Source organism: Desulfovibrio mangrovi, from assembly GCF_026230175.1.
GTDB lineage: Bacteria > Desulfobacterota > Desulfovibrionia > Desulfovibrionales > Desulfovibrionaceae > Halodesulfovibrio > Halodesulfovibrio mangrovi.
Window position 1 is genome coordinate 886296 of the sequence record NZ_CP104208.1, and the last position, 19755, is coordinate 906050.

The 19755-nt window shown below is 55.7% G+C and carries 12 protein-coding genes; 2 read left to right on the forward strand and 10 right to left on the reverse strand.

Features of this window, described 5'->3' with window-relative positions; all coding sequences use genetic code 11:
* The first annotated feature begins 164 nt into the window (after positions 1-164).
* Positions 165-1046, forward strand: a complete 882-nt coding sequence (locus N1030_RS04055) for an EamA family transporter (protein WP_265827839.1) — start codon at positions 165-167, stop codon at positions 1044-1046.
* 89 nt (positions 1047-1135) lie between these two features.
* Here the strand turns inward: N1030_RS04055 and N1030_RS04060 are convergent, their stop codons facing one another.
* From N1030_RS04060 to N1030_RS04105, 10 genes are all read right to left on the reverse strand, one after another.
* A complete protein-coding gene (locus N1030_RS04060; RefSeq protein ID WP_265827840.1) occupies positions 1136-2497 on the reverse strand; it encodes a dihydrolipoyl dehydrogenase family protein in 1362 nt (453 codons plus the stop codon).
* 8 nt (positions 2498-2505) lie between these two features.
* Entirely contained in the window at positions 2506-3954 is a 1449-nt protein-coding gene (gene gcvPB, locus N1030_RS04065) for an aminomethyl-transferring glycine dehydrogenase subunit GcvPB (protein ID WP_265827841.1), read from the reverse strand.
* A complete protein-coding gene (gene gcvPA, locus N1030_RS04070) occupies positions 3954-5285 on the reverse strand; it encodes an aminomethyl-transferring glycine dehydrogenase subunit GcvPA (protein WP_265827842.1) in 1332 nt (443 codons plus the stop codon). Before gcvPA ends, gcvPB begins: the two co-directional genes overlap by 1 nt.
* A 350-nt stretch (positions 5286-5635) precedes the next feature.
* Positions 5636-6019, reverse strand: a complete 384-nt coding sequence (gene gcvH / locus N1030_RS04075; protein ID WP_265827843.1) for a glycine cleavage system protein GcvH — start codon at positions 6017-6019, stop codon at positions 5636-5638.
* Between the two features lie 225 nt (positions 6020-6244).
* A complete protein-coding gene (locus N1030_RS04080; RefSeq protein ID WP_265827844.1) occupies positions 6245-6658 on the reverse strand; it encodes a response regulator in 414 nt (137 codons plus the stop codon).
* A gap of 72 nt (positions 6659-6730) precedes the next feature.
* Positions 6731-8377, reverse strand: coding sequence for a phosphoglucomutase (alpha-D-glucose-1,6-bisphosphate-dependent) (gene pgm, locus N1030_RS04085; RefSeq protein ID WP_265827845.1), 1647 nt, complete (start codon positions 8375-8377; stop codon positions 6731-6733).
* 329 nt (positions 8378-8706) lie between these two features.
* Positions 8707-12114, reverse strand: coding sequence for a PAS domain-containing hybrid sensor histidine kinase/response regulator (locus N1030_RS04090; protein WP_265827846.1), 3408 nt, complete (start codon positions 12112-12114; stop codon positions 8707-8709).
* Between the two features lie 64 nt (positions 12115-12178).
* A complete protein-coding gene (locus N1030_RS04095; RefSeq protein ID WP_265827847.1) occupies positions 12179-13105 on the reverse strand; it encodes a transporter substrate-binding domain-containing protein in 927 nt (308 codons plus the stop codon).
* Between the two features lie 64 nt (positions 13106-13169).
* Positions 13170-14270 (reverse strand): redox-regulated ATPase YchF, encoded by a 1101-nt coding sequence (gene ychF, locus N1030_RS04100; RefSeq protein ID WP_265827848.1) that lies wholly within the window; start codon positions 14268-14270, stop codon positions 13170-13172.
* 186 nt (positions 14271-14456) lie between these two features.
* The gene (locus N1030_RS04105) at positions 14457-17198 is read right to left on the reverse strand and encodes a M16 family metallopeptidase (RefSeq protein ID WP_265827849.1); all 2742 of its coding nucleotides are present in this window, start codon (positions 17196-17198) and stop codon (positions 14457-14459) included.
* A gap of 252 nt (positions 17199-17450) precedes the next feature.
* Between N1030_RS04105 and N1030_RS04110 the strand changes: the two genes are divergently transcribed.
* Entirely contained in the window at positions 17451-19751 is a 2301-nt protein-coding gene (locus N1030_RS04110; protein ID WP_265827850.1) for an STAS domain-containing protein, read from the forward strand.
* The last annotated feature ends 4 nt before the right edge of the window (positions 19752-19755 follow it).

Below are 19755 nucleotides of genomic sequence, written 5' to 3' on the forward strand. Positions count from 1 at the left end.
AAGCCGCTTCGAGAGAAGCGGCTTTTTTTGTGGTCAGTTCTGGAGCAGGGGGGCGGTGCGAGCAAGTTGTTTTGCTCTGTAGCAGTATGTGTCTTGAATTGTCGCAATTCGGGGTATACTGTCGTGCCTCCTTTCCATCATGTAACTGACTGCCGGAGATTCCTGTGAAGGCTGCCGATATATTCCTTGCCGTGCTTGTTGCTCTTGTCTGGGGGGTCAACTTTGTGGTCATCAAGGTGGGGCTTGGGGCATTTCCTCCCATCCTGTTCGTGGCGCTGCGCTTCTTTTTTGCTGCCGTTCCGGCGGTTTTCTTCATTTCGCGCAAAGGGATTCCGTGGCGTTGGCTTATTGCCATCGGCATGACGCTTGGTGTCGTGAAGTTCGGTTTGCTGTTCGTGGGTATGAACATGGGCATGCCTGCAGGGCTTTCATCGCTGGTTCTGCAGTGTCAGGCCATATTCACGCTGTTCATGACGGCGTTAGTGCTGAAGGATGTGCCAACCAAATGGCAGGCGTGCGGTGTGGCCGTTGCCTGTGCGGGCATGGGCTTGCTCGTTTCAGACATGTCCGGCACGCCCAGCTTCACCGGTCTGATGCTGGTGATTGCCGCCGGTTTCTTCTGGGGCGTTTCCAATATTCTCATGAAGAAGGTGGGGAAGGTGGATATGCTTTCGCTCATCGTCTGGATGAGCCTTGTGCCGCCGCTGCCCCTGCTCGGGCTTTCCGCACTCATGGAAACAGGGCAGTGGGAGGCTGTAACACACATGACCCTGACCGGTGCCAGCGTGCTGTTCTACATCGCCATCATCTCGACGGTGTTTGCCTTCGGCATCTGGGCACATCTGTTCAAGCAGTATTCCCCCAACATGGTAGCCCCGTTTTCCCTGCTGGTCCCTATCTTCGGCATTGTGTCCGCCTCTGTCGTTCTGGGGGAAGAGTTTACCGCCGTGGAAATGACGGCATCCTGCCTCGTGCTTGGCGGCATATTCCTCGTGGTGTTCGGGAACAGGATTGCGGAGAGGGTGGGTAAGCTAAGGGCTGCTTAAGTCAATTGTGTTTTTCTGAACGTTGAGTAGTAAAAAGCCGCCCATCTTGCGATGGGCGGCTTCATTTATTCTAACCACTCAAACCGTAACTACACTGCAACTCGCGGTGCCGTAGCGGCAAGCTCCAGAGCTTCATCCAGCGTGGGATGCGCCCAGATGATGGAGTGTACATCCTCAACCGCCCACTGCTGCTTGACCATGATGGTGGCAGCGGAGATGAGGTGTGACACACCATGGCCCACGGCGGCGATGCCCGCCATTTTACCTTCCACCCACAGCACCTTCACGAAACCGTGCGTCGTGCCGTAGGACTGGGCAATGGGGTTTGCGATGAGCTGCGATACGGAAACCTCCACAGCCTTTCCGGCTGCCTTGAGCTCCGCAACGGTGTTGCCCACGCGCATGACTTCCGTGTGGCCGTAGATGCAGGCGGGCATGGGGCCGGACTCATAGTCGCCCTGTACCTTGCCGCAGATGTGGCGCACCACGTAGCGGGCCTGATGGTCTGCTGCATGGGCGAGCAGGGTGCGGCCGTTCACATCGCCGATTACGTACACGGAGCCGGAAGCCTTGAGGCAACCGTCCGTCACGACCCATCCGGCACCAACGGTCTTTGCGCCGATGGCATCCAGATTCAGGGAACCGCTTGCAGGCTTGCGCCCAGCCGCCATGAGCGACTTGTCAGCGGTCAGGCTTTCGCCGTCCTCGAAGGTGAGCACGGCCTTGCCGTCAACGGTCTTGAGCGAGGCAACCTTGCGGCCCGTATGGATCTTCCAGCCTTCGCGCTTGAGCTGCTTGGCGAGCACGTCACCGATGTCCGCGTCCTCAGTGGGCGCGAGTCGGTCCATGCCTTCCACGATGGTGATTTCCGTACCGAGACGGTTGAAGAAATCGCCCATCTCCAGCCCGATGGCACCGGCACCCACGATGATCATGGAGGCGGGCGCTTCGGTCAGGGTCAGCACATGCGAGGAGTGCAGCACACAGTCGCCGTCGGGTTCCAGCCCGGGAAAGGCCGTGGGCATGGAGCCGGTAGCCACGATGCAGTGCTTGAACCCAAGCTCGGTCACACCCTCGGTGCTCTGCACGGCAAGCGTGTTGGCATCCTTGAAGCTGGCGGTGCCGGTGTGCACGTCCACGCCCAGTGCCTGCAACTGCTTGCCAACGGCGGTGCGGCTTCCCTTGAGGAAACGGTCCTTGCGGGTCTGCATGGCAGGCAGGTCAAAGGCAAGCGAGCCGGAGGCGCTCTTCAGCTTTTCCTGACTGTGCAGCATGGGCGCGGCAGCAGTGGAACCGAGGAACAGCTTGGTGGGTATGCAGCCCCAGTTGAGGCAGGTGCCGCCAAGATCTTCCTTTTCCACCAGCGCGGTCTTCAGACCGGCCTGAGCCGATTCCATGGCGGCACGCATACCGCCGGGACCTGCTCCGATGACTATGCAATCGTACGTCATGACGTCACCTACGCAGGGTCGATGAGGATCATCGCACGGGCGGCCTTGGTTTCATCAAGGCGGCGCACATGGGTTGTCAGGGGTGCTTCCTGCAGGGCAACGGGATCGGTCTTTGCGCTTTCCAGAATCGCGATCAGGTCTTCAAGGAATGCGTCCAGCGTTTCCTTGCTTTCCGTTTCCGTAGGCTCATACATCATGCACTCCTTGACGATGAGCGGGAAGTAGATGGTAGGAGCGTGGTAGCCCTTGTCCAGCAGAGCCTTGGCAATGTCCAGCGCACGTACACCGCAGGCTGCCTGCTGGTCGCAGGCGGAGGCGACGAATTCGTGCATGCAGATCCGGTTGTAGGGGATGTGCATGAAGTCTTCCAGACGCTTGCGCATGTAGTTGGCGTTCAGGACCGCGTATTCGGAAACACGCCTCAGGCCTTCGCCGCCAAGACGCAGGATGTAGGCATATGCCTTCAGTACCACGCCGAAGTTGCCGTAGAAGGGCGCCATGAAGCCGATGGACTTGGGATAGTCGTAGTTCAGGAAGAAACGGCCGTCGCGCAGCTTGTCCACACGGGAAACAGGCAGATAGGGCTCAAGGCGTTCGGAAACGCCAACGGGACCGGAACCGGGACCGCCGCCGCCATGCGGGGTGGCAAAGGTCTTGTGCAGGTTCAGGTGCACTACGTCAAAGCCCACGTCGCCCACTCGCATTTTGCCCATGATGGCGTTCAGGTTTGCGCCGTCATAGTAGAGCAGAGCGTCAACCTTGCGCAGCTTTTCCACGATCTCGGGTAGATGCTTTTCAAACAGGCCCAGCGTGTTGGGGCAGGTCATCATCAGCGCGGCTACTTCATCATCCAGCACGGCGTCCAGAGCGGCGGGGTCGAGCATGCCGTCTTTGGATTCGATGTTGACGACTTCGTAACCGGCTAGAGCGGCGGACGCGGGGTTGGTGCCGTGTGCGGAGTCGGGGCAGATGACCTTGGTCTTCTTGTTGCCCTTGTCCTTGTGGTAGGCCGCGATGAGCATTGCGCCGGTGAGTTCGCCGTGTGCGCCCGCCATGGGATGCAGGGTGAAGGCGTTCATGCCGGTCACTTCGCAGAGCAGGCGTTCGGTTTCATACATTACTTCAAGGGCGCCCTGCGTATACAGGCCCGCACTCTTGATCTGCGGCAGAAGCGGGTGCAGCTTGGCGAAACCGGGCAGCGCAGCAACCTGTTCGGTGAACTTGGGGTTGTACTTCATGGTACAGGAACCCAGCGGATAGAAGTTGGAATCCACCCCGAAGTTCAGGCGGCTGAGGCGTGAGAAGTGGCGTACCACGTCCAGTTCGCTCAGCTCAGGCAGTGCGGGCTTCTTGGCGCGCATCAGGCTCTTGGGGATGAAGGTTTCCGCGCGTTCTTCCGGCATGGGGGGCAGACAGGCGGTGCGTCCGGGGACGGATTGTGCGAATACGGTCTTCATTACAGTATCCCTCCCAGCATTTCGGCCAGAATGCCGACCTGTTCAAAGGTGTGTTTTTCCGTGCAGGCCATGAGCAGAACGTCGTCCATGTCCTTGTAGTAGCGACCGAGCGGCACACCGGCCACGTAGCCGCGTTCCACCAGCTTGTCCACGGCTTCGAAGGCGCTGATGGGCAGGCGGATGGCCACTTCGTTGCCGAAGGGGGCTTCGTTCAGCAGCTCCACGCCGGGAATGGCGGTGAGGCGGTCTGCGAGATAATGGGCACGCTCCATGGAAAGCTCAGCCGTGCGGATGAGGCCTTCAGGTCCGAGCAGGCACATGTGGATGAGCGCACGCAGCGCACACAGGGCCTGGTTGGAGCAGATGTTGGAGGTCGCCTTGGCGCGGCGGATGTGCTGTTCACGGGCTTGCAGGGTGAGCACGTAGCCTTCGCGGCCTTCAATGTCTTCGGTGCGGCCGACGATACGGCCGGGCATCTGGCGGATGAGCTTTTCAGTACAGGCCATCATGCCGAGGTAGGGGCCGCCGAAGGAAAGGGGCTGGCCGAGGCTCTGGCCTTCAGCCACGGCGATGTCGGCACCCATTTCGCCGGGGGTCTTCAGCACGGACTGCATGACCGGATACACGGAGATGATGCCCAGTGCCTTCTTTTCATGTGCATGGGCGAAGAGTTCGGTGAAGTCGCTGACGTTGCCGAAGAAGTTGGGGTTCTGCACCACCACGGCTGCGCACTTGTCGTCAATGGCGGCCTTGAGTCCCTCTATGTCGGTCATGCCTTCATTGTGGGGCACGGTGACGAATTCGAGGTTCAGGTTGGAGGTGTAGGAGGTGAGCATGGTGCGGTAGATGGGGCTCACTGCTTCGGAAACGACGATTTTGGTGCGCTTGGTGGCGCGTACGGCCATCATCATGGCTTCGAAGATGGCGGAACCGCCGTCGTACACGGAAGCGTTAGAAGCATCCATGTCCATGAGGCGGCAGACTGCGGTCTGGAATTCGAAAATGGCCTGCAGGGTGCCCTGCGAGGATTCAGGCTGGTAGGGAGTGTAGGCCGTGTAGAATTCGCCGCGGGAAATGAGGCCGTCGATAGCCTTGGGAATATGATGGTCGTAGAATCCGGCGCCGAGGAAGCTGACAAGGTCGGTGCGGTTCTTTCCGGCAAGCTGTTCAAGGTACGAGCAGACTTCCATTTCGCTCATGCCTTCCGGCAGATCGAAACTCTTGGGGCGCATGGATGCGGGAATGTCTGCGAAAAGGTCTTCCATGGTGGTGACGCCGATGACGTCCAGCATGGCCTTCAGATCATCCTGAGTATGAGGAACGAAAGGCATATGGCCTCCTGTGGCCTGTGCGCTGGGAAAACGCGTGTCTTCTGCTTGCTAGGCAGTGATATGGGGGAACGGCGTGAAACAGGGGAAGCCGTTCCCGACCGGAAGACGCTTGGGGCGGATAAGGGCGGCACGTAACGCATTGCGCTGAACGGCAGACAGTGGATGCACCAACAGGACACGACTTCCATTGCGACGATGAGCAGTGTTGGCTGCTTTCGCAAGCAATGCGTGGCGCGCTAAGCGGTATCTGGTCTGGCTGCCGATTGCGCCAATGCCGAACGGCCGTCAGCTACATCTGCTTATGAAGGCAGGATGAAGACGGCGTTCGTGCATGCGGCCCTGGCCGCGGCTTAGTGGTCTTCGCTGGCAGCCAGTTCAGCGTATTCGGAGGCGGAAAGCAGGTTCGCAGGCTCGTCAGAGATGCGGACCTTGATCAGCCAGCCTTCTTCGAACGCAGACTCGTTGACCTTCTCGGGATTGTCCTCAAGGGCTTCATTCACGGCGATGACTTCACCGCTGACAGGGGCATAGAGTTCGCTGGCAGCCTTTACAGATTCGATGGAACCCATTTCGGTGCCTGCTTCCACAGTGTCACCCACGGCAGGCAGTTCGACAAAGGTGATGTCGCCGAGCAATTCCTGCGCATAGTCGGTGATGCCGACAACTGCGATGTCGCCGTCGATGTCGGCCCATTCGTGGGACTTGCTGTAGAGGAGATTTTCAGGGGTTTTCATAGAGGGGAGCCTCCTGCGTTAGGTGTTGTTGCGGTTGTGGTGTGCGGGCAGAGCCCGCGAGTGGTTCTTCGTTCTGCATACCTCCGGTCTCGGCTGTGGGCAAGACCTGAAGTGGCGTTTTCTGCAAAAAAAGATCAAATTAGTGATCAAAGACTCAGAAGTACTCAAAAATAAATGGCCAGCTCACACGGGGTGGGGCTGGCCATTGATATTGCTCAAATCTGGTTATTGGGCAGACTTCTCAAGGACGACACCCAGAGACTGGATTTCATCCAGAAGAGTCTGCTTGCGGATGGGTTTGACGATGTAGCTGATGGCGTCGCCAAGAAAGAACGCATCGTGCACTTCCTTGTTGTCATCCAGACCGGAAATCATGATGACCTTGGCAGCCTTGTCGTTAGCTATGCCCATTTCCTTTTCAACTTCACGGATTTCGCGCAGGGCATCCTGACCGTCCATGTTGGGCATCATGATATCAAGCGTAATGACATCATAAGGATCACCATCCTTGAGGGCAGCACGGAATGCCTCCACACCTTCCTCTCCGTCAGCCGCTACTTCGACATATCCGTAGGGGTGCAGAATTTTCTGAACCAGTCGGCGGCTGTCAAAGTCATCATCAATGACAAGAAATTTCATTCAATTCCTCCAAATGTTCCAGAGAGGTATCGCCCGTGACTCTACGCTCCATCCTCTCAGTCGTCAACAAACTTAGACCCCTGCAGCGACAAAGGCATCTGCCACTATCTGTCGCGCTTCCGCCTGCAGGGTTTTAAGGTGTTCCGCTCCGGCAAAGCTTTCAGTGTAAATCTTGTACACGTCTTCCGTGCCGGAGGGGCGGGCTGCGAACCAGCCTTCTTCAGTAACAACCTTCAAGCCTCCGATGGCCGCGCCGTTGCCCGGAGCCTTGGTGAGCTTGGCCGTAATAGGATTTCCGGCCAGTGTGTCAGCCTTGACCGCTTCCGGCGAAAGGTTCTTCAGCGCTGTCTTTTGCGTGGCATTGGCCGGTGCTTCAAGACGTTCGTAAATGGGGGTGCCGTGGCGTTCGGTGAGTTCCGTATACAACTGTTGCGGATCCTTGCCGGTGACGGCAAGAATTTCACAGGCCAGCAGGTTCATGATGATGCCGTCCTTGTCCGTCGACCAGACCTTGCCGTTCTTGCGAAGAAAGCTTGCCCCGGCACTTTCTTCGCCGCCGAAACCGTAGGAGCCGTCGATGAGCCCGTTCACGAACCACTTGAACCCAACGGGCACTTCGCTCACTGCGCGGCCCAGCTCCTTGCCAACCCTGTCTATCATGGAGCTTGAAACCAGCGTCTTGCCTATGGAGGCGTCTGCCTTCCATGCGGTGCGGTGGGTGAACAGGTACTGAATGGCTGCAGCCAGATAGTGATTGGGGTTCATAAGACCGGAACGGGTAACAATGCCGTGGCGGTCCGTATCGGGATCGTTCCCGAAGGCAATGTCATAGGAGGAACTCAGGCGGATCATGTCGCTCATGGCCCATTTGGAAGAGCAGTCCATGCGGATTTTTCCGTCCTTGTCCACGGGCATGAAGCGGAAGGTGGGGTCATTTTCCTTGTTCACCACCGTGATATCCAGCTTGTAGCGCTTGGCAATGGGTTCCCAGTAAGCAAGCCCGGCTCCGCCGAGAGGGTCTACACCGACCTTGAGTCCGGCTTTGCCGATGGCTTCCATGTCGAGAATTGAGCTAAGATCCCGTACATACGGGGAAATATAGTCGTAGCTGCGGGTCGTGTCCGCCTTGCGGGCACGGAGCAGGGGGATGCGACGAACCTCGGTGTTTCCTGCTGCAATCAGTTCATTCGCCCTTTTTTCAATCCAGGCGGTTGTTTCCGTATCCGCAGGGCCTCCGTGAGGCGGGTTGTACTTGAAACCGCCGTCATCTGGAGGGTTGTGCGAAGGGGTGATGACAATGCCGTCCGCAACGCTGCCGCCAGCCGCATTGTAGGAAAGGATGGCGTGGGAAATGACCGGGGTGGGAACATATCCGTCCTGCGCATCTATGCAGACAGTAACGCCATTGGCCGCGAGCACTTCAAGGGCGGTGTCATGTGCGGGTTCCGAAAGGGCATGGGTATCGCGCCCCATGAAGAGGGGCCCGCTAATGCCTTTCTGTCTGCGATAGTCACATACTGCCTGCGTGATGGCTGCGATGTGCGTCTCGTTGAAGCTGTGTTTCAGGGAGCTGCCACGGTGGCCGGAAGTGCCGAAAGATACTCGTTGGGAAGGTTCCTGTACGTCAGGCTGCAGCGTGAAATAAGCGGAAACAAGTTTGGGAATATTGACGAGAAGCTCAGAAGGGCACTTTTTGCCCGCCATGGGATGAATGGCCATGTGATGTCCTGTTCAGGTATGCAGGTTAATCCGGTTATTGACCTGTTCTATACCTTCAGGATTGCAGAATCTCAAGGGATGAAGAGAAGTTATAAAAGGTGGGGGACGGAACGGGGGGGACGGGGGACCGGCGAGAACCTCTTATGTGTATTTTACTTTTTAAGTGTGTTGATCTCTTAGCCGGAATCCCGTCGCCCACGCTCCGTTGTCTGAATTGAAGCAATACTTGTGCCGAATGGTGTGGAGCTGCAATTGGCGTAAAGTGGGGGGGGCCGGGTTGTGCGGCGTCAGGATCGGTGCCACTTGATAACTCCAAGCGGATATAAGAATTATTGGTCAGGCAGGAGAGTGTCGATGGATGCGAGATAGGCCTCCGTTTCCGCTACGGTCTGATGGATGCCGAGACGGAGGTCTGGCAGAAGTTGCATGGCCTGCGTCAAATCTTCGGCTCCGGCGGCATCCTCCATTCTCTTGGCCAACTCAGCCAATTCGTTGGCACCCACGTTTCGAATGGACGATTTCATGGAGTGGGCAAGACGTTGCAATTCCGTACAGTTGCCTTTCATGAGGCATTCTTCCAGAGAGGCTGTCGTGGCAGGCATGGTCTCGGAATACAGAGTAAGCAAGGTCACTATCACATTCTTTTTGTTGGAAAGAAGACGGCATATTTCTTCAAAGTCTGAGATGGCGGGGGATGAAGTACCATTTTCCGTAGAAGGCGGCAGGGCTTCAGGTGTGTGGGCATCACTGGCGAGATGCGGGAAGATATCGGCAAGAAGCAGGCGCAGGTCGTCAACCACCAGAGGTTTGGAGAGGTAGGCGTTGAAACCGGCGTCGCCGAACCGAAGTTGTTCCTCCGAGCGGATATGCGCACTCAGAGCAACGACAGGAATCTGCGCCGGTATGGCGGGGCGCATGCCAGAGCGTATGATCTGTGTTGTGTCTATGCCGTCCAGAACCGGCATCTGGATATCCATGAAAACAAGGTCGAACTGGTGCTTTTCAAGGAGCTCCAGTGCCTGTTCACCATTGCCGGCTATGGTCACGTTGTGTTTGTCGAATTCCAGCATCTGGGAAATGACAATCTGATTGAAAGGATTGTCTTCGGCTACAAGCATGCGTAGCCCCTGAACCAGCCTGTTGCTTGCTGACTCAGATGGGCTGGGATTTGTGAGTGAAAAGAGAGACTCCTCTGCAGCATGGTAGTGGCCGAACGGGATGGTGACTGTGAACGTCGTTCCCTCTCCCTCGCGGCTTGCAACCGAAATTGTGCCCCCCATCATCTCTATCAGGTGTTTTGATATCGCAAGGCCTAACCCTGCGCCGCCGTATCTGCGGGTGACCGAACCGTCTGCCTGTGCAAAGCTTTGGAATATGAGCGCGATCTTGTCGCTTGGTATGCCTATGCCCGTGTCGGTGATGGTGAATGTCAGCCAGACAGGAGATGGTTGATCTGGCGTTGCTGCGGCTGTTGTTGTTTCTTGTGTGTCTTGTTGACCGGTATGCGAGCAGGTGAGGGTAACTGAACCGCTTTCTGTAAATTTGACTGCGTTGCCCACGAGGTTGATAAGTACCTGTCGCAACCTGTCCCGGTCACCCAGAACGCGAGAGGGAAGAAGGGGCGGGCAGTCTGCGTTCAGGGAAATCCCCTTGTTCTGTGCTTCAAGTTTGAGCAGGTCATGGACGCCGATGATGAGCTTGCGCGGGCTGAAGTCCATGTTCTCCAGTTCTATAGCGTCGGCTTCGATTCTGGCAAAGTCCAGCAATTGGTTCAGCAGCTTGAGAAGAGAGGAGGCGGCATCCCTGAGCACATGAAGATTGTGGGCCTTTTTAGGGTCGTTTTCGGTTCGTAGATTCAGGTCGGCCATGCCTAGAATGGCCATCATGGGCGTTCTGATTTCATGGCTGATGTTTGCAAGAAACTGGCTTTTGGCCTTGTTGGCAGTTTCCGCCGTCTCCTTGGCTTCGATCAGGAGGTTTTCCGCATGCTTTTGCGGGGTGATGTCGTGAATGAATCCTTCAAAAGCTCCTATTCCTTCGGGCGTGGTGAAGGTTCTTGCGTTTTCTACGATCCATAGCTTCTTCCCTGTACGGGTCACGGCCTGGGTTTCGAAATTCTGTACGTAACCGAGTGTTGCCATGCGGCGTAAATATTCCCGTCGGGTGGGTGGTTCTGCATATAAGTGATCAAGATTGTCTTGCAGGGCCGCCCGCATCTCCTCTTCACTGCCATATTCGAACATGGCGACCATGGTGGGGTTCAGGCTGAGTAATTGTCCATCTTTCGTGCTCTGGTAGATTCCATAGGGAGCGTTGCGGAAAATAGATCTGTAGTTTTCTTCAGCCACAGCGAGTGCGGCAAGAGTGCGTTGCTGGTCCGTAATGTCTTCAAAGCTGTCCACTGCACCGATGAGCTTGCCTTTGAAGTCGAACAGCGGTTCCCTGTTTTTGAGAATACTGCGGGATACACCGGCTTTTGTTCGTATTTCATACTGGATGCCGCGGCTGGAGACGGGGTCGATTACTTTCCTGCTTATTAAAGCGGGAGATGTGGCGGAATGGAAAAAGGTGAAGTGCTTGCCAATGGCTTCTTCCGCAGTGTAGCCGCTGATTTCTTCCGCACGGTTGTTCCACGCGGTTATCAGGCCTGACTCGTCCATGGAAAATACTGCGCTGGGAATAACCTTGTTGATCTTTTCTGCCTGGCTGCGCAGGGTCACTTCCCGCTCTTCAGCATTCTTTCTGTCCCGTATTTCCTGTTGAAGCAGGGTGTTATGAAGCTGAATCTGCTCCTTATTCTTGCCTGATTCCTCAAGCCGGGCTTTAAGCGAAGTGTTCCTGAGGTCCATGCGGACGGCAATCAGCGCCGTTATGAGAGTGACTAATGCGATAAGGGAAAGCAGCAGGAGCTTTAATTGCGGGTGGGCTAGACTGTAGATGTCGTTCAGTTCAAAGGTAGCTACCAAGCCGTAGGAAGAGTTGGGAATGGAAATGCGTATGGCCCAATGATGATGCAGTATTTTATTATCATCCGTAGTTGTTTCAATAGATTCCACAATTCCGGGTTGCAATGCTCTGAGTTTGTGCAGGGGGAATGCAATCGATTCAACGTTGGAGAGCGGTGTAGGGAGAGCCTGATCATGCAACAGAAATGACATGTGGGGCTCATCGGTTGCCGTGAGTCCAAGATATCCAGTCAAAGATTGGATGGGAATGGTCGCATAAATATACCCCCTGATGCTTCTGTCATGGACGTACGGTAAGATGATCAAAAAAAGCTTGGTGGAGGCCTGGGGGATGAATAGCTTGGTGGTGCCGTCATAACTGTCCAGAGCGGAGTGCAGCATGCTCTCTGAAAGGCACTGGTCTGTCTGGTGATGGGCTCTTTTAAGTATGAAGAGGTTCTTGTCTATATCTCTGTAGCCTGCTTGGCAGTATATGGGGCTGCCACTGATGAAGCTGCGGGAGATAAACCGTTCAAACTGGCTTTCCAGGAGGCTGATGCTGGCATCAAGCCCGTATTGGCGCGACATGCCGAGTTCCTGGTTTCGATAGTAGCCGGACATGGCCGGATGCTGTGCAAGTTCTGCGACATCAAGCAGACGGGATTGAAAAAAATACGATATGGCCCGGGCTTCACTGTCGACGGTGGCAAGGAGGTGCTTTTGCCGTGTCTCCCTGAGTGTGATGTTCTGTTCATGCAGTTTTGTGATGAGCCAGAACAGAAAAATGCCCACGGCAAACACTGCGGCGTACAGAGCGAGCCGTGTATGCTTTATTTTTCGGTTCCTGATTGTCGGTTCAGTACTTTGTTGCATACTTGAGATTGTCGAAATAAGTATCGAAGTATCGTGCAGCGTCAGGGTAATATTTATTAATCAGAACATCGTAACTGCCATCTGCCATGCAATTTTGCAGAAAAATATTGAATTCTTCAAGCAGTTCTACAGATTCTGGGGCAAAGGCAGCAGCCATGTGTTGTTCTTTCGAGACCGGACCAATGACTTTCAGTTTTCCGGGCCATGTGTTCAGAGCGGCCAGTGCGTTTGGAACGTCAACAAGTATGGCATCTACGTCTTCATTCATCAGCGTCGTTATATGAAGGCTGAACACTGAACTGGAGTAACGTATTCGGGCTCCGGTATGCTGAATGCCATACATGTGGGGGTCAATGCTGGTGTTTTTTATGCCGAGTATCGCTTTTCCTCCAATCTGCTTCAATACCTGACGAATGTCTTCATCGATGGTAGCGGTCGGGGCTATGGGCGAAAGTGGGGATTCGGCTTTGGCGAGCAGCCAGACTTGTGTCGGGAATGTCGGATTTGAAAAATGGAGAATCGAACTCCGCAATGGAGTGACTGTAAGGCCGTTTGCGGCAATGTCTCCAAGTATGGAGGCTGGATCTGTAAAGAGCAGTTCTGCTCCGTTCTGACGATACTGCTTTCCGGTCAGGTCTGCGAAAATCGTATCCGGAGTAGATTCGACAAACTCATACCGGACCCCGAGGTGTTTTGCGAACAGGCGTATGAGGTCTACGTCCAGACCATTTCGGTTTTCGGTTACGAACTGGGAATAGGGGAAGCCAATGTGGCGCAAGACTCCGCGTTCACGTATTTCCTGAAGCGTGACGGCTGCGGATGGGGAGCTGTCTGCACAGAAGAGCAAAAAAACAACGCCGAGGATAATCTGGAAAAACAGATTTCCCCGGCGTTTGCTGTTCTGTGGCATGAAATCCTCCGGTGTTTGGGTTCTGCTTTGTGCAGAACCTGATACTCACTGGAGGAGTACACTACTAAACATTGAAAAGGAAGTGAACCACATCCCCGTCTTTGACGATGTATTCCTTGCCTTCAGAGCGAAGGACCCCGGCGGAGCGGCATGCTGCTTCGGTTCGGTACTGAATGAAGTCGTTGTAGCCGATGACTTCCGCGCGGATGAAACCGCGTTCGAAATCGGAGTGGATTACGCCGGCGGCCTGAGGTGCGGTCCAGCCGTTACGGATGGTCCATGCGCGCACTTCCTTTACACCAACAGTGAAGTAGCTGATGAGGCCGAGGGTGTGGTAGCCGGTGCGGATGACCTGAACAAGACCGCTTTCGCTGATGCCGAAAGATTCCAGCATTTCCTGCGCTTCGGCCTCTTCAAGGCCCTGCAGTTCTTCTTCGACCTTGGCGCAGATCTTGACCATGTCGCAGCCGCGGGAAGCGGCAAATTCGGCAAGGCGCTGCACGTGAGAGTTGTCTTCCAGCAGGCCGTTTTCATCAACGTTTGCACAGTAGATGATCTTCTTGTCGCTAAGAAGCGCCAGTTCCTTGAACTGTGCTGCAAGGCAGTCAAGCTTGCGCTCCGGGAAGCTGGCAGCCGGCTTGCCTTCGCTCAGGAAAGCGAGAAGGCGTTCCATTGCCTCCACGGTGGGACGCATGGTCTTGTCGCCTTTGGAAGCGCGCTGAAGCTTGTCCAGACGCTTTTCAACGGCCTGAATGTCGGCCAGAAGCAGTTCGGTTTCAATGGTGTCTATATCGCGCAGAGGATCGACGGAGCCTTCCACGTGAGTGATGTTCTCGTCATCGAAACAGCGCACAACTTCAAGGATGGCGGCTGCTTCGCGGATGTTGCCCAGAAACTGGTTGCCCAGACCTTCACCCTTGCTTGCGCCGCGAACAAGGCCGGCGATGTCGATGAAGTCAACGGTGGCGTTAAGGGTCTTCTGCGGCTTGGCTATTTCGGTCAGCGTGTCGACGCGCTTGTCCGGCACAGGAACCGTGGCCTTGTTGGGCTCGATGGTGCAGAAGGGATAGTTTGCGGATTCCGCGTTCTGCGCCTTGGTCAATGCGTTGAAAAGAGTGGATTTTCCCACATTGGGAAGTCCTACGATGCCGATGCTCAGTGCCATGATGATACTCCGGAAAAAAAGATGGGAACGCTATTCGTCCGCGGGGCTAATACGTCTTTTTTCCGTGAAACACAAAGGAAAATTGCACTCCCCGGCCGGGATGAAAAGTGGGGCGGCGTGGGGGACCTGGCCAAGAAAAAGCCCCCGAATTGCTTCGGGGGCCGGGTGTCATGCTGTTGCAGCCGGTTAGGGCACTACGCGCATGATGTATGCGGATTCGGGCTTGAGGTATTTGCGCGCCACATTTCGCAGATCCGCAGCCGTCAGTTTGTCAGCTTTTTCAATGGCTTCCTTGTTCATGTCCAGCGGGTAACCGGATGCGGAAAGCGAGGCAGCTTCCGAACTGCGACTGCTCAGGCTCTGGTGGTCGCGATAATAGTCCCCGCGCAGCAGGTTTTTGCCGCGATTGAGCTGTTCTTCCGGCAGCAGGTTTGCATGAAGGTCGGCGATAACCCGCTTGAATCCGTCCAATGCCTGCTGTTCCTTGGCAGGTTCGGTTCCGATGTAGAACGCGAGAAGTCCTGTGAGGTCCGACTGCCACGGGAAGGCGGTGACGGTGTATCCAAGGCCATGCTTGTCCCGAAGGTCGCTGAAGAGCAGGCCGCTCTGACCGGCAAGTATGGTCTGCAGCAGATCAAGGGCGGGGCCGTCCTCGGAACCGAGCGGAGCCGTCTTGAAGATCATGAGCAGGTGGGCCTGGTTTCTGTCCTTGAGGGTAAGGGTTTTCTCCCGTTCGGCTCCCCATTCCGGCTGGAGTGCCGCAGCCTTTTCCACTTCGGGAGCGGGCAGACTGCTGGCAAGCCTGAGCATGGCATCGCGGTCATAGTTTCCGCAGACGGCAAGGGTCCAGGGGCGGACAACCTGCTGCTTCCAGAATGTCTTGATGGAATCCGGGGTGAATGTGCCAAGGCTTTCTTCACTGCCGAGCTGATAGAAGCCGTACGAGTGATTTTTGAACAGGAAGGGGAACATATGACGGAAGGCAAGTCCGAGGGGCTGGTCTTCACGTGATTTTATGGCCGCTTTCATGTTCTGGATTTCGCGCTCCACTTCTTCCGGGGCAAACGCCGGTTCGGTCAGTACGTCCCTGAAGAGTCCCAGCATGTCGGAACTGAATCGTTCAGGGAACTTGGCACGCAGGGTGAATGTTTGCCTGCCGGAACCTGCCCCGATGTCGGAAGCCCTGTTGGACTGGAATTCTTCCATGGCGGTGGCGTCGAGCTTGGCCGTCCCCTTGGTGAGCGTGCGTGCCGTAAGCTCTGCCAGTCCCTGATGCTCTGCATCAGAAAGGCTGTCTCCGCCCTGGAAGATGAGATCCATGGAAATGTAGGGCAGGGTGTTGTCGGGAATGAGGATAAGGGTGCGTCCCTTGCCAAGGTCAATGGTTTCCGTACCTGTCGGGTGCTGTCTGCTGTCGGCTTTCTTCACTGCTACAGCGTTGACCGGCCAGATGCTTCGTGTGGATTTCTCCAGCGCCGTGGCATTCACCTCAGCCTTTTCGGGCAGCAGAATCACGGAGTGCAGGCGTTCGGGACGCACGTAGGTGTTGATGACGTCCTGCAGCTGTTCGCGGCCGGTCTGACGCAGGGTTTGAATGTAGTTTGCCTCGCCCTGCTCGCCGCCGCTGAAGAACTGGAACATGCCCACCTTGGAAGCGAGTCCGGGCAGGGTTTCCTTGGTCCGGTACATGGAGTCTTCAAGGTTGAGACGGGCTCGTTGCAACTCTTCTTCGGTGAAGTCGCCTGCGTTTACCGTGGCAAGAGTCTTCATCAGTTCCTGCCAGAAGGTGTCTACCTTGTCGGCATCCAGCGATGCGCTGAGGTACAGGAAACCGACCCGTTCAAAGGCATATGCGCCAAGGGAAATGTCATCCACAAGCTGGCGTTCGTATTTGAAGGTCTTGTAGAGGGTGGAGGTGCGGTCGCCGCCCAGAAGCTGCGCCAGCACTTCCAGCGCAGTCGCGCGGGAATCGTTAAAGCCGTGAATGGGCAGGGCTACGCTCATGTAAGCCTTGTTCCATTTACCGTGCTCCACTGTTACAGAGGGGCCGTCAGTGAACTGGGCAAGGTCAATGGCTGCAGGCGGAATGCTTTCGCGGGTATTGACCAGGGAGCCGAACTGCTCCTTCGCTTCGCGCAGCACTTCAGCCTTGTCGACCTTGCCGTTCACAACCAGCAGCATGGACTGCGGCTGATAGTATGTAGAGATGTAGTCCTTGATGTCCTGTCTGCTGAATCCGCTTACCGTCTCCCGGTAGCCGATGATGGGCCGCGCGTAGGGAGTATTGGGCAGGCTGCGGGCGGATATGCGCTTGAACAGCAGCTGGCCGGGATTGTCTTCACCGCGTTCAAGTTCGGAAAGAACGACCTTTTTTTCCGATTCAAGCTCTTCCGGGTCAATAGTGGCGTTGAAGGCCATGTCCTTCAGAACATCCATGCCGGTTTTCCAGTGTGCAGCAGGCACATCGGCAAGGTAGACGGTGTAGTCGAAGCTGGTTGCCGCGTTGATGTAGCCCCCAATAGCTTCGATATCACCGGCTGCACCACCTTTGGGACGTTTGTCGGTGCCTTTGAAGACCATGTGCTCCAGCAGGTGGCTGATGCCTGCCTGTGCCGGGGTTTCATATGCGGAGCCCGCATGCACGTAAAGGCGGATGGAGGCCAGGGGGAATCGGTCATCTTCCTGAATGAGAACGGTAAGACCGTTGGGCAGGTGGGTCACCGAAGCGCCCCACGGCGGGGGATCCATTGCGGGAATATCGGCACCGGCGGGCTTGGCGCCGGATTCGGGAGCAGACATGTGGGGAGAGGTGGTGGACAACGTCTTCTCGTTTGTTTTTTCTGTTGGTTTATCGATAAAAATATACATCGAGATCATCGTGATCATGACGATGATACCGAACAGGAAGCCGGAGAACCGCTGAAACATCGTTGAAGCTCCTGTGGTCGAACATTGCGGAAAAAATGACAGCCCTAAGGGCATGATACTTCAGATGCGGCATCAGGCACAGCCTATGTGCCGGATTGAATACAGGTAATCGCAAAAGTCCTCAAGGCAAGGATTGTTCATAATAATTTGCCCCCGAGATGAAAAATGGTAATGTTCCCGAAGCGCTTGCGACAGGCCGGAGGCCTGATGTACTTTGGCCGCATGGCGGGACATCCGTCAATGGAGAGATTTATGCCTGAGGCACTATTGGAACAGTTTTATCGTCATTCAGCAAACCTTGTGAACGAGCTTGAACCTTACCTGCTGGAATTGGAGGTAACGGATGAACAGGCCGATTCCGAACTTCTCGGGCGTATTCTCCGCGTCTTGACCAGCGTCCGTACCGGTGCGGCGCTGCTTGATGCCGAGCTTTTGTACCGGCTGGCGCGCCTGCTTGAAATCGTGCTGGAGCGTATGCGCTCCTCCTCTCTTCCTCTGACGCACGAGGCGGTTCGTACTGTGCTGCGTGGATGTTCCGTGCTGAGCGCCGTTGCAGCGGGTGAAGAGACCTCCAAGTATGAAGGGGCTGTGAGTTCGCTTGAAGCCTTTGCAATAAAGGATCTGTCTTCGGCCGACGTCTTTGAGCTGCGTCATCCCATACTTCTCGCAGACGGCAGGCAGATCATGCTGCTGTCCGATTATGAGCTTGAGCAATGCAGCGGCAGCGAAACCTTTTTGTATATTCTGATTTTCAATCTGCAGACCGATATTGCGTCCAAGGATATAACGCCCATTGATGTTCTGGAGTTCCTGCAGAAGAGTGGGCATGTGGTGGCTACGCATTGCGAATGTGATCTTGCGGCCTCGGTCTGTTGCGGCACGGACGCTCAAGGGATGTTGTATGTTCTGTTTTCCTCCATCCTTGAGCGTGACCTCGTTGAAGCCGTTTTCATGCTGGAAGAGCGGCAGATACAGCCCATAGATGTGACACAGTTGCTTGCAGGGGCGGTTGCCTTGCCGGAAAGGGAAGGCGACTCTGCTACGGATGACGACATGTTCAACCAGCCTGTCACCGATGCTCCCATGGAGGGGCTTGATGCTTTGATGGCCGAATACGATCGTGCCATGAACGAACTGCGCGAGGCTTCGAAGGTTCCGTTTGAACCGTGGGATTCTTCAGATATCCCGACTGCGACGTTTATGACCCCGTCAGACACGCAGGACATTTTTGATTCCATAGTGGATGAGGTGGAAGCAACCGTTCTGCAAAGGGAAGCTCCCCCTACCGGTCTATCAGTCGGCCATGATGAGCGGCATGATCCGTTTGACGATCTGGCTCCTGTTGATGAACTGCTTGATGGTGAATCCTCTGAAGTCTCCGCCAGTCCGGATGCAGGGAGTCCATCTTCCGACGATTCCGATGCCTTGCTGGAGGAACTGCTCGGTGGAAGCAGCGTTGATTCTTCCGGCATGGCCAGCTCCATAGCCCATGCTGCAGGCGACCTGTTCGTACAGGGGGATATTGACGCGGTTCTTGCGGCAGATGTCTGGCAGGCGGAAGAGGGCGATGAGGAGGCCATTGTTGTTGATGCCGAAGTTCTAACGGTCGATGATGACGGCTTGCGGCAGGCTGGTGGAGAGCTGCATGTCGCTTTGGCTGAAGATTTTGCAGATGAGGAAGAGCTGTCAGTCGAGGGTGAAATGATGCAGACAGTGTCCTTCGCAGCAGAAGAGGCTGATGCAGATGTTTCCCGCAATGACAATGAACTTATAGCGGCTCCTGAAACGTTCGGTTTTGTCGCTATGGATACCCAAGAGGCGTCCGGCGCTGTTGAAGATGGTGCCGTGGCAGCCGGATATGATGAGGTGGACAGTGACCAGAGTCAGCTTGCTGCTCTGGAGGCCGAGTTTGAGGCGGCCCTGCTTGAAGAGGCCCGGGCTGCGGGAATTGTGGTGCCAGATGATGACCCGCAGTTGGCAGAGCTTGATACTCTTTCCATGAATCATGCAGATACTGAGATGGCTGTTTTTGATGAATCGGGCTCTTATTCGGCTCTGCCAGATGGAGAACACGCACCGGAGGATGGCATGATTACTGATCCTGATGCCGATTTGTTCATGGATTCCGGAGCAACGCCGGACCTTTCATATCTTGATTTGCCTTCACGCGAGGCAAATGATGGGGGCATTGTTCTCTCCATGGATGATCAGGGGGAAAAGCTTCACGGCTTCCCGGTCTCAGTGGACGCGAGCGGGGTTGTTGTTGATCTTTCGGGCGATATGACCATCGCTTCTGCCGAACGGTTGCGCGATCTGTTACTCGACCTCCTGCAGGAGCATGCTGTTGTCGAGCTTGATATGAGCGGGACTGACGTTGTGGATGTAACGTTCATCCAGATTCTGGTTGCCGGGGCGCGTTTTGCGCAGGGGCACGGCGTGCAGCTCAAGATTAAGCCGGGCGCTTCCTCCACTGTTATGGATACGTTTGAGCAGTGCGGTTTGAACAAAGAGGTGCGTGAGCGGCTGTCGCTCACGTCCGTTTTCTTTCAGTAACCGC

Coding starts and splice junctions, on each gene's coding strand:
- gcvPA (WP_265827842.1), bottom strand. CDS start 5,285: ATGCCTTTCGTTCCTCATACTCAGGATGATCTGAAGGCCATGCTGGAC.
- N1030_RS04080 (WP_265827844.1), bottom strand. CDS start 6,658: ATGAAATTTCTTGTCATTGATGATGACTTTGACAGCCGCCGACTGGTT.
- N1030_RS04110 (WP_265827850.1), top strand. CDS start 17,451: ATGCCTGAGGCACTATTGGAACAGTTTTATCGTCATTCAGCAAACCTT.
- gcvH (WP_265827843.1), bottom strand. CDS start 6,019: ATGAAAACCCCTGAAAATCTCCTCTACAGCAAGTCCCACGAATGGGCC.
- N1030_RS04060 (WP_265827840.1), bottom strand. CDS start 2,497: ATGACGTACGATTGCATAGTCATCGGAGCAGGTCCCGGCGGTATGCGT.
- ychF (WP_265827848.1), bottom strand. CDS start 14,270: ATGGCACTGAGCATCGGCATCGTAGGACTTCCCAATGTGGGAAAATCC.
- N1030_RS04095 (WP_265827847.1), bottom strand. CDS start 13,105: ATGCCACAGAACAGCAAACGCCGGGGAAATCTGTTTTTCCAGATTATC.
- pgm (WP_265827845.1), bottom strand. CDS start 8,377: ATGGCCATTCATCCCATGGCGGGCAAAAAGTGCCCTTCTGAGCTTCTC.
- gcvPB (WP_265827841.1), bottom strand. CDS start 3,954: ATGAAGACCGTATTCGCACAATCCGTCCCCGGACGCACCGCCTGTCTG.
- N1030_RS04105 (WP_265827849.1), bottom strand. CDS start 17,198: ATGTTTCAGCGGTTCTCCGGCTTCCTGTTCGGTATCATCGTCATGATC.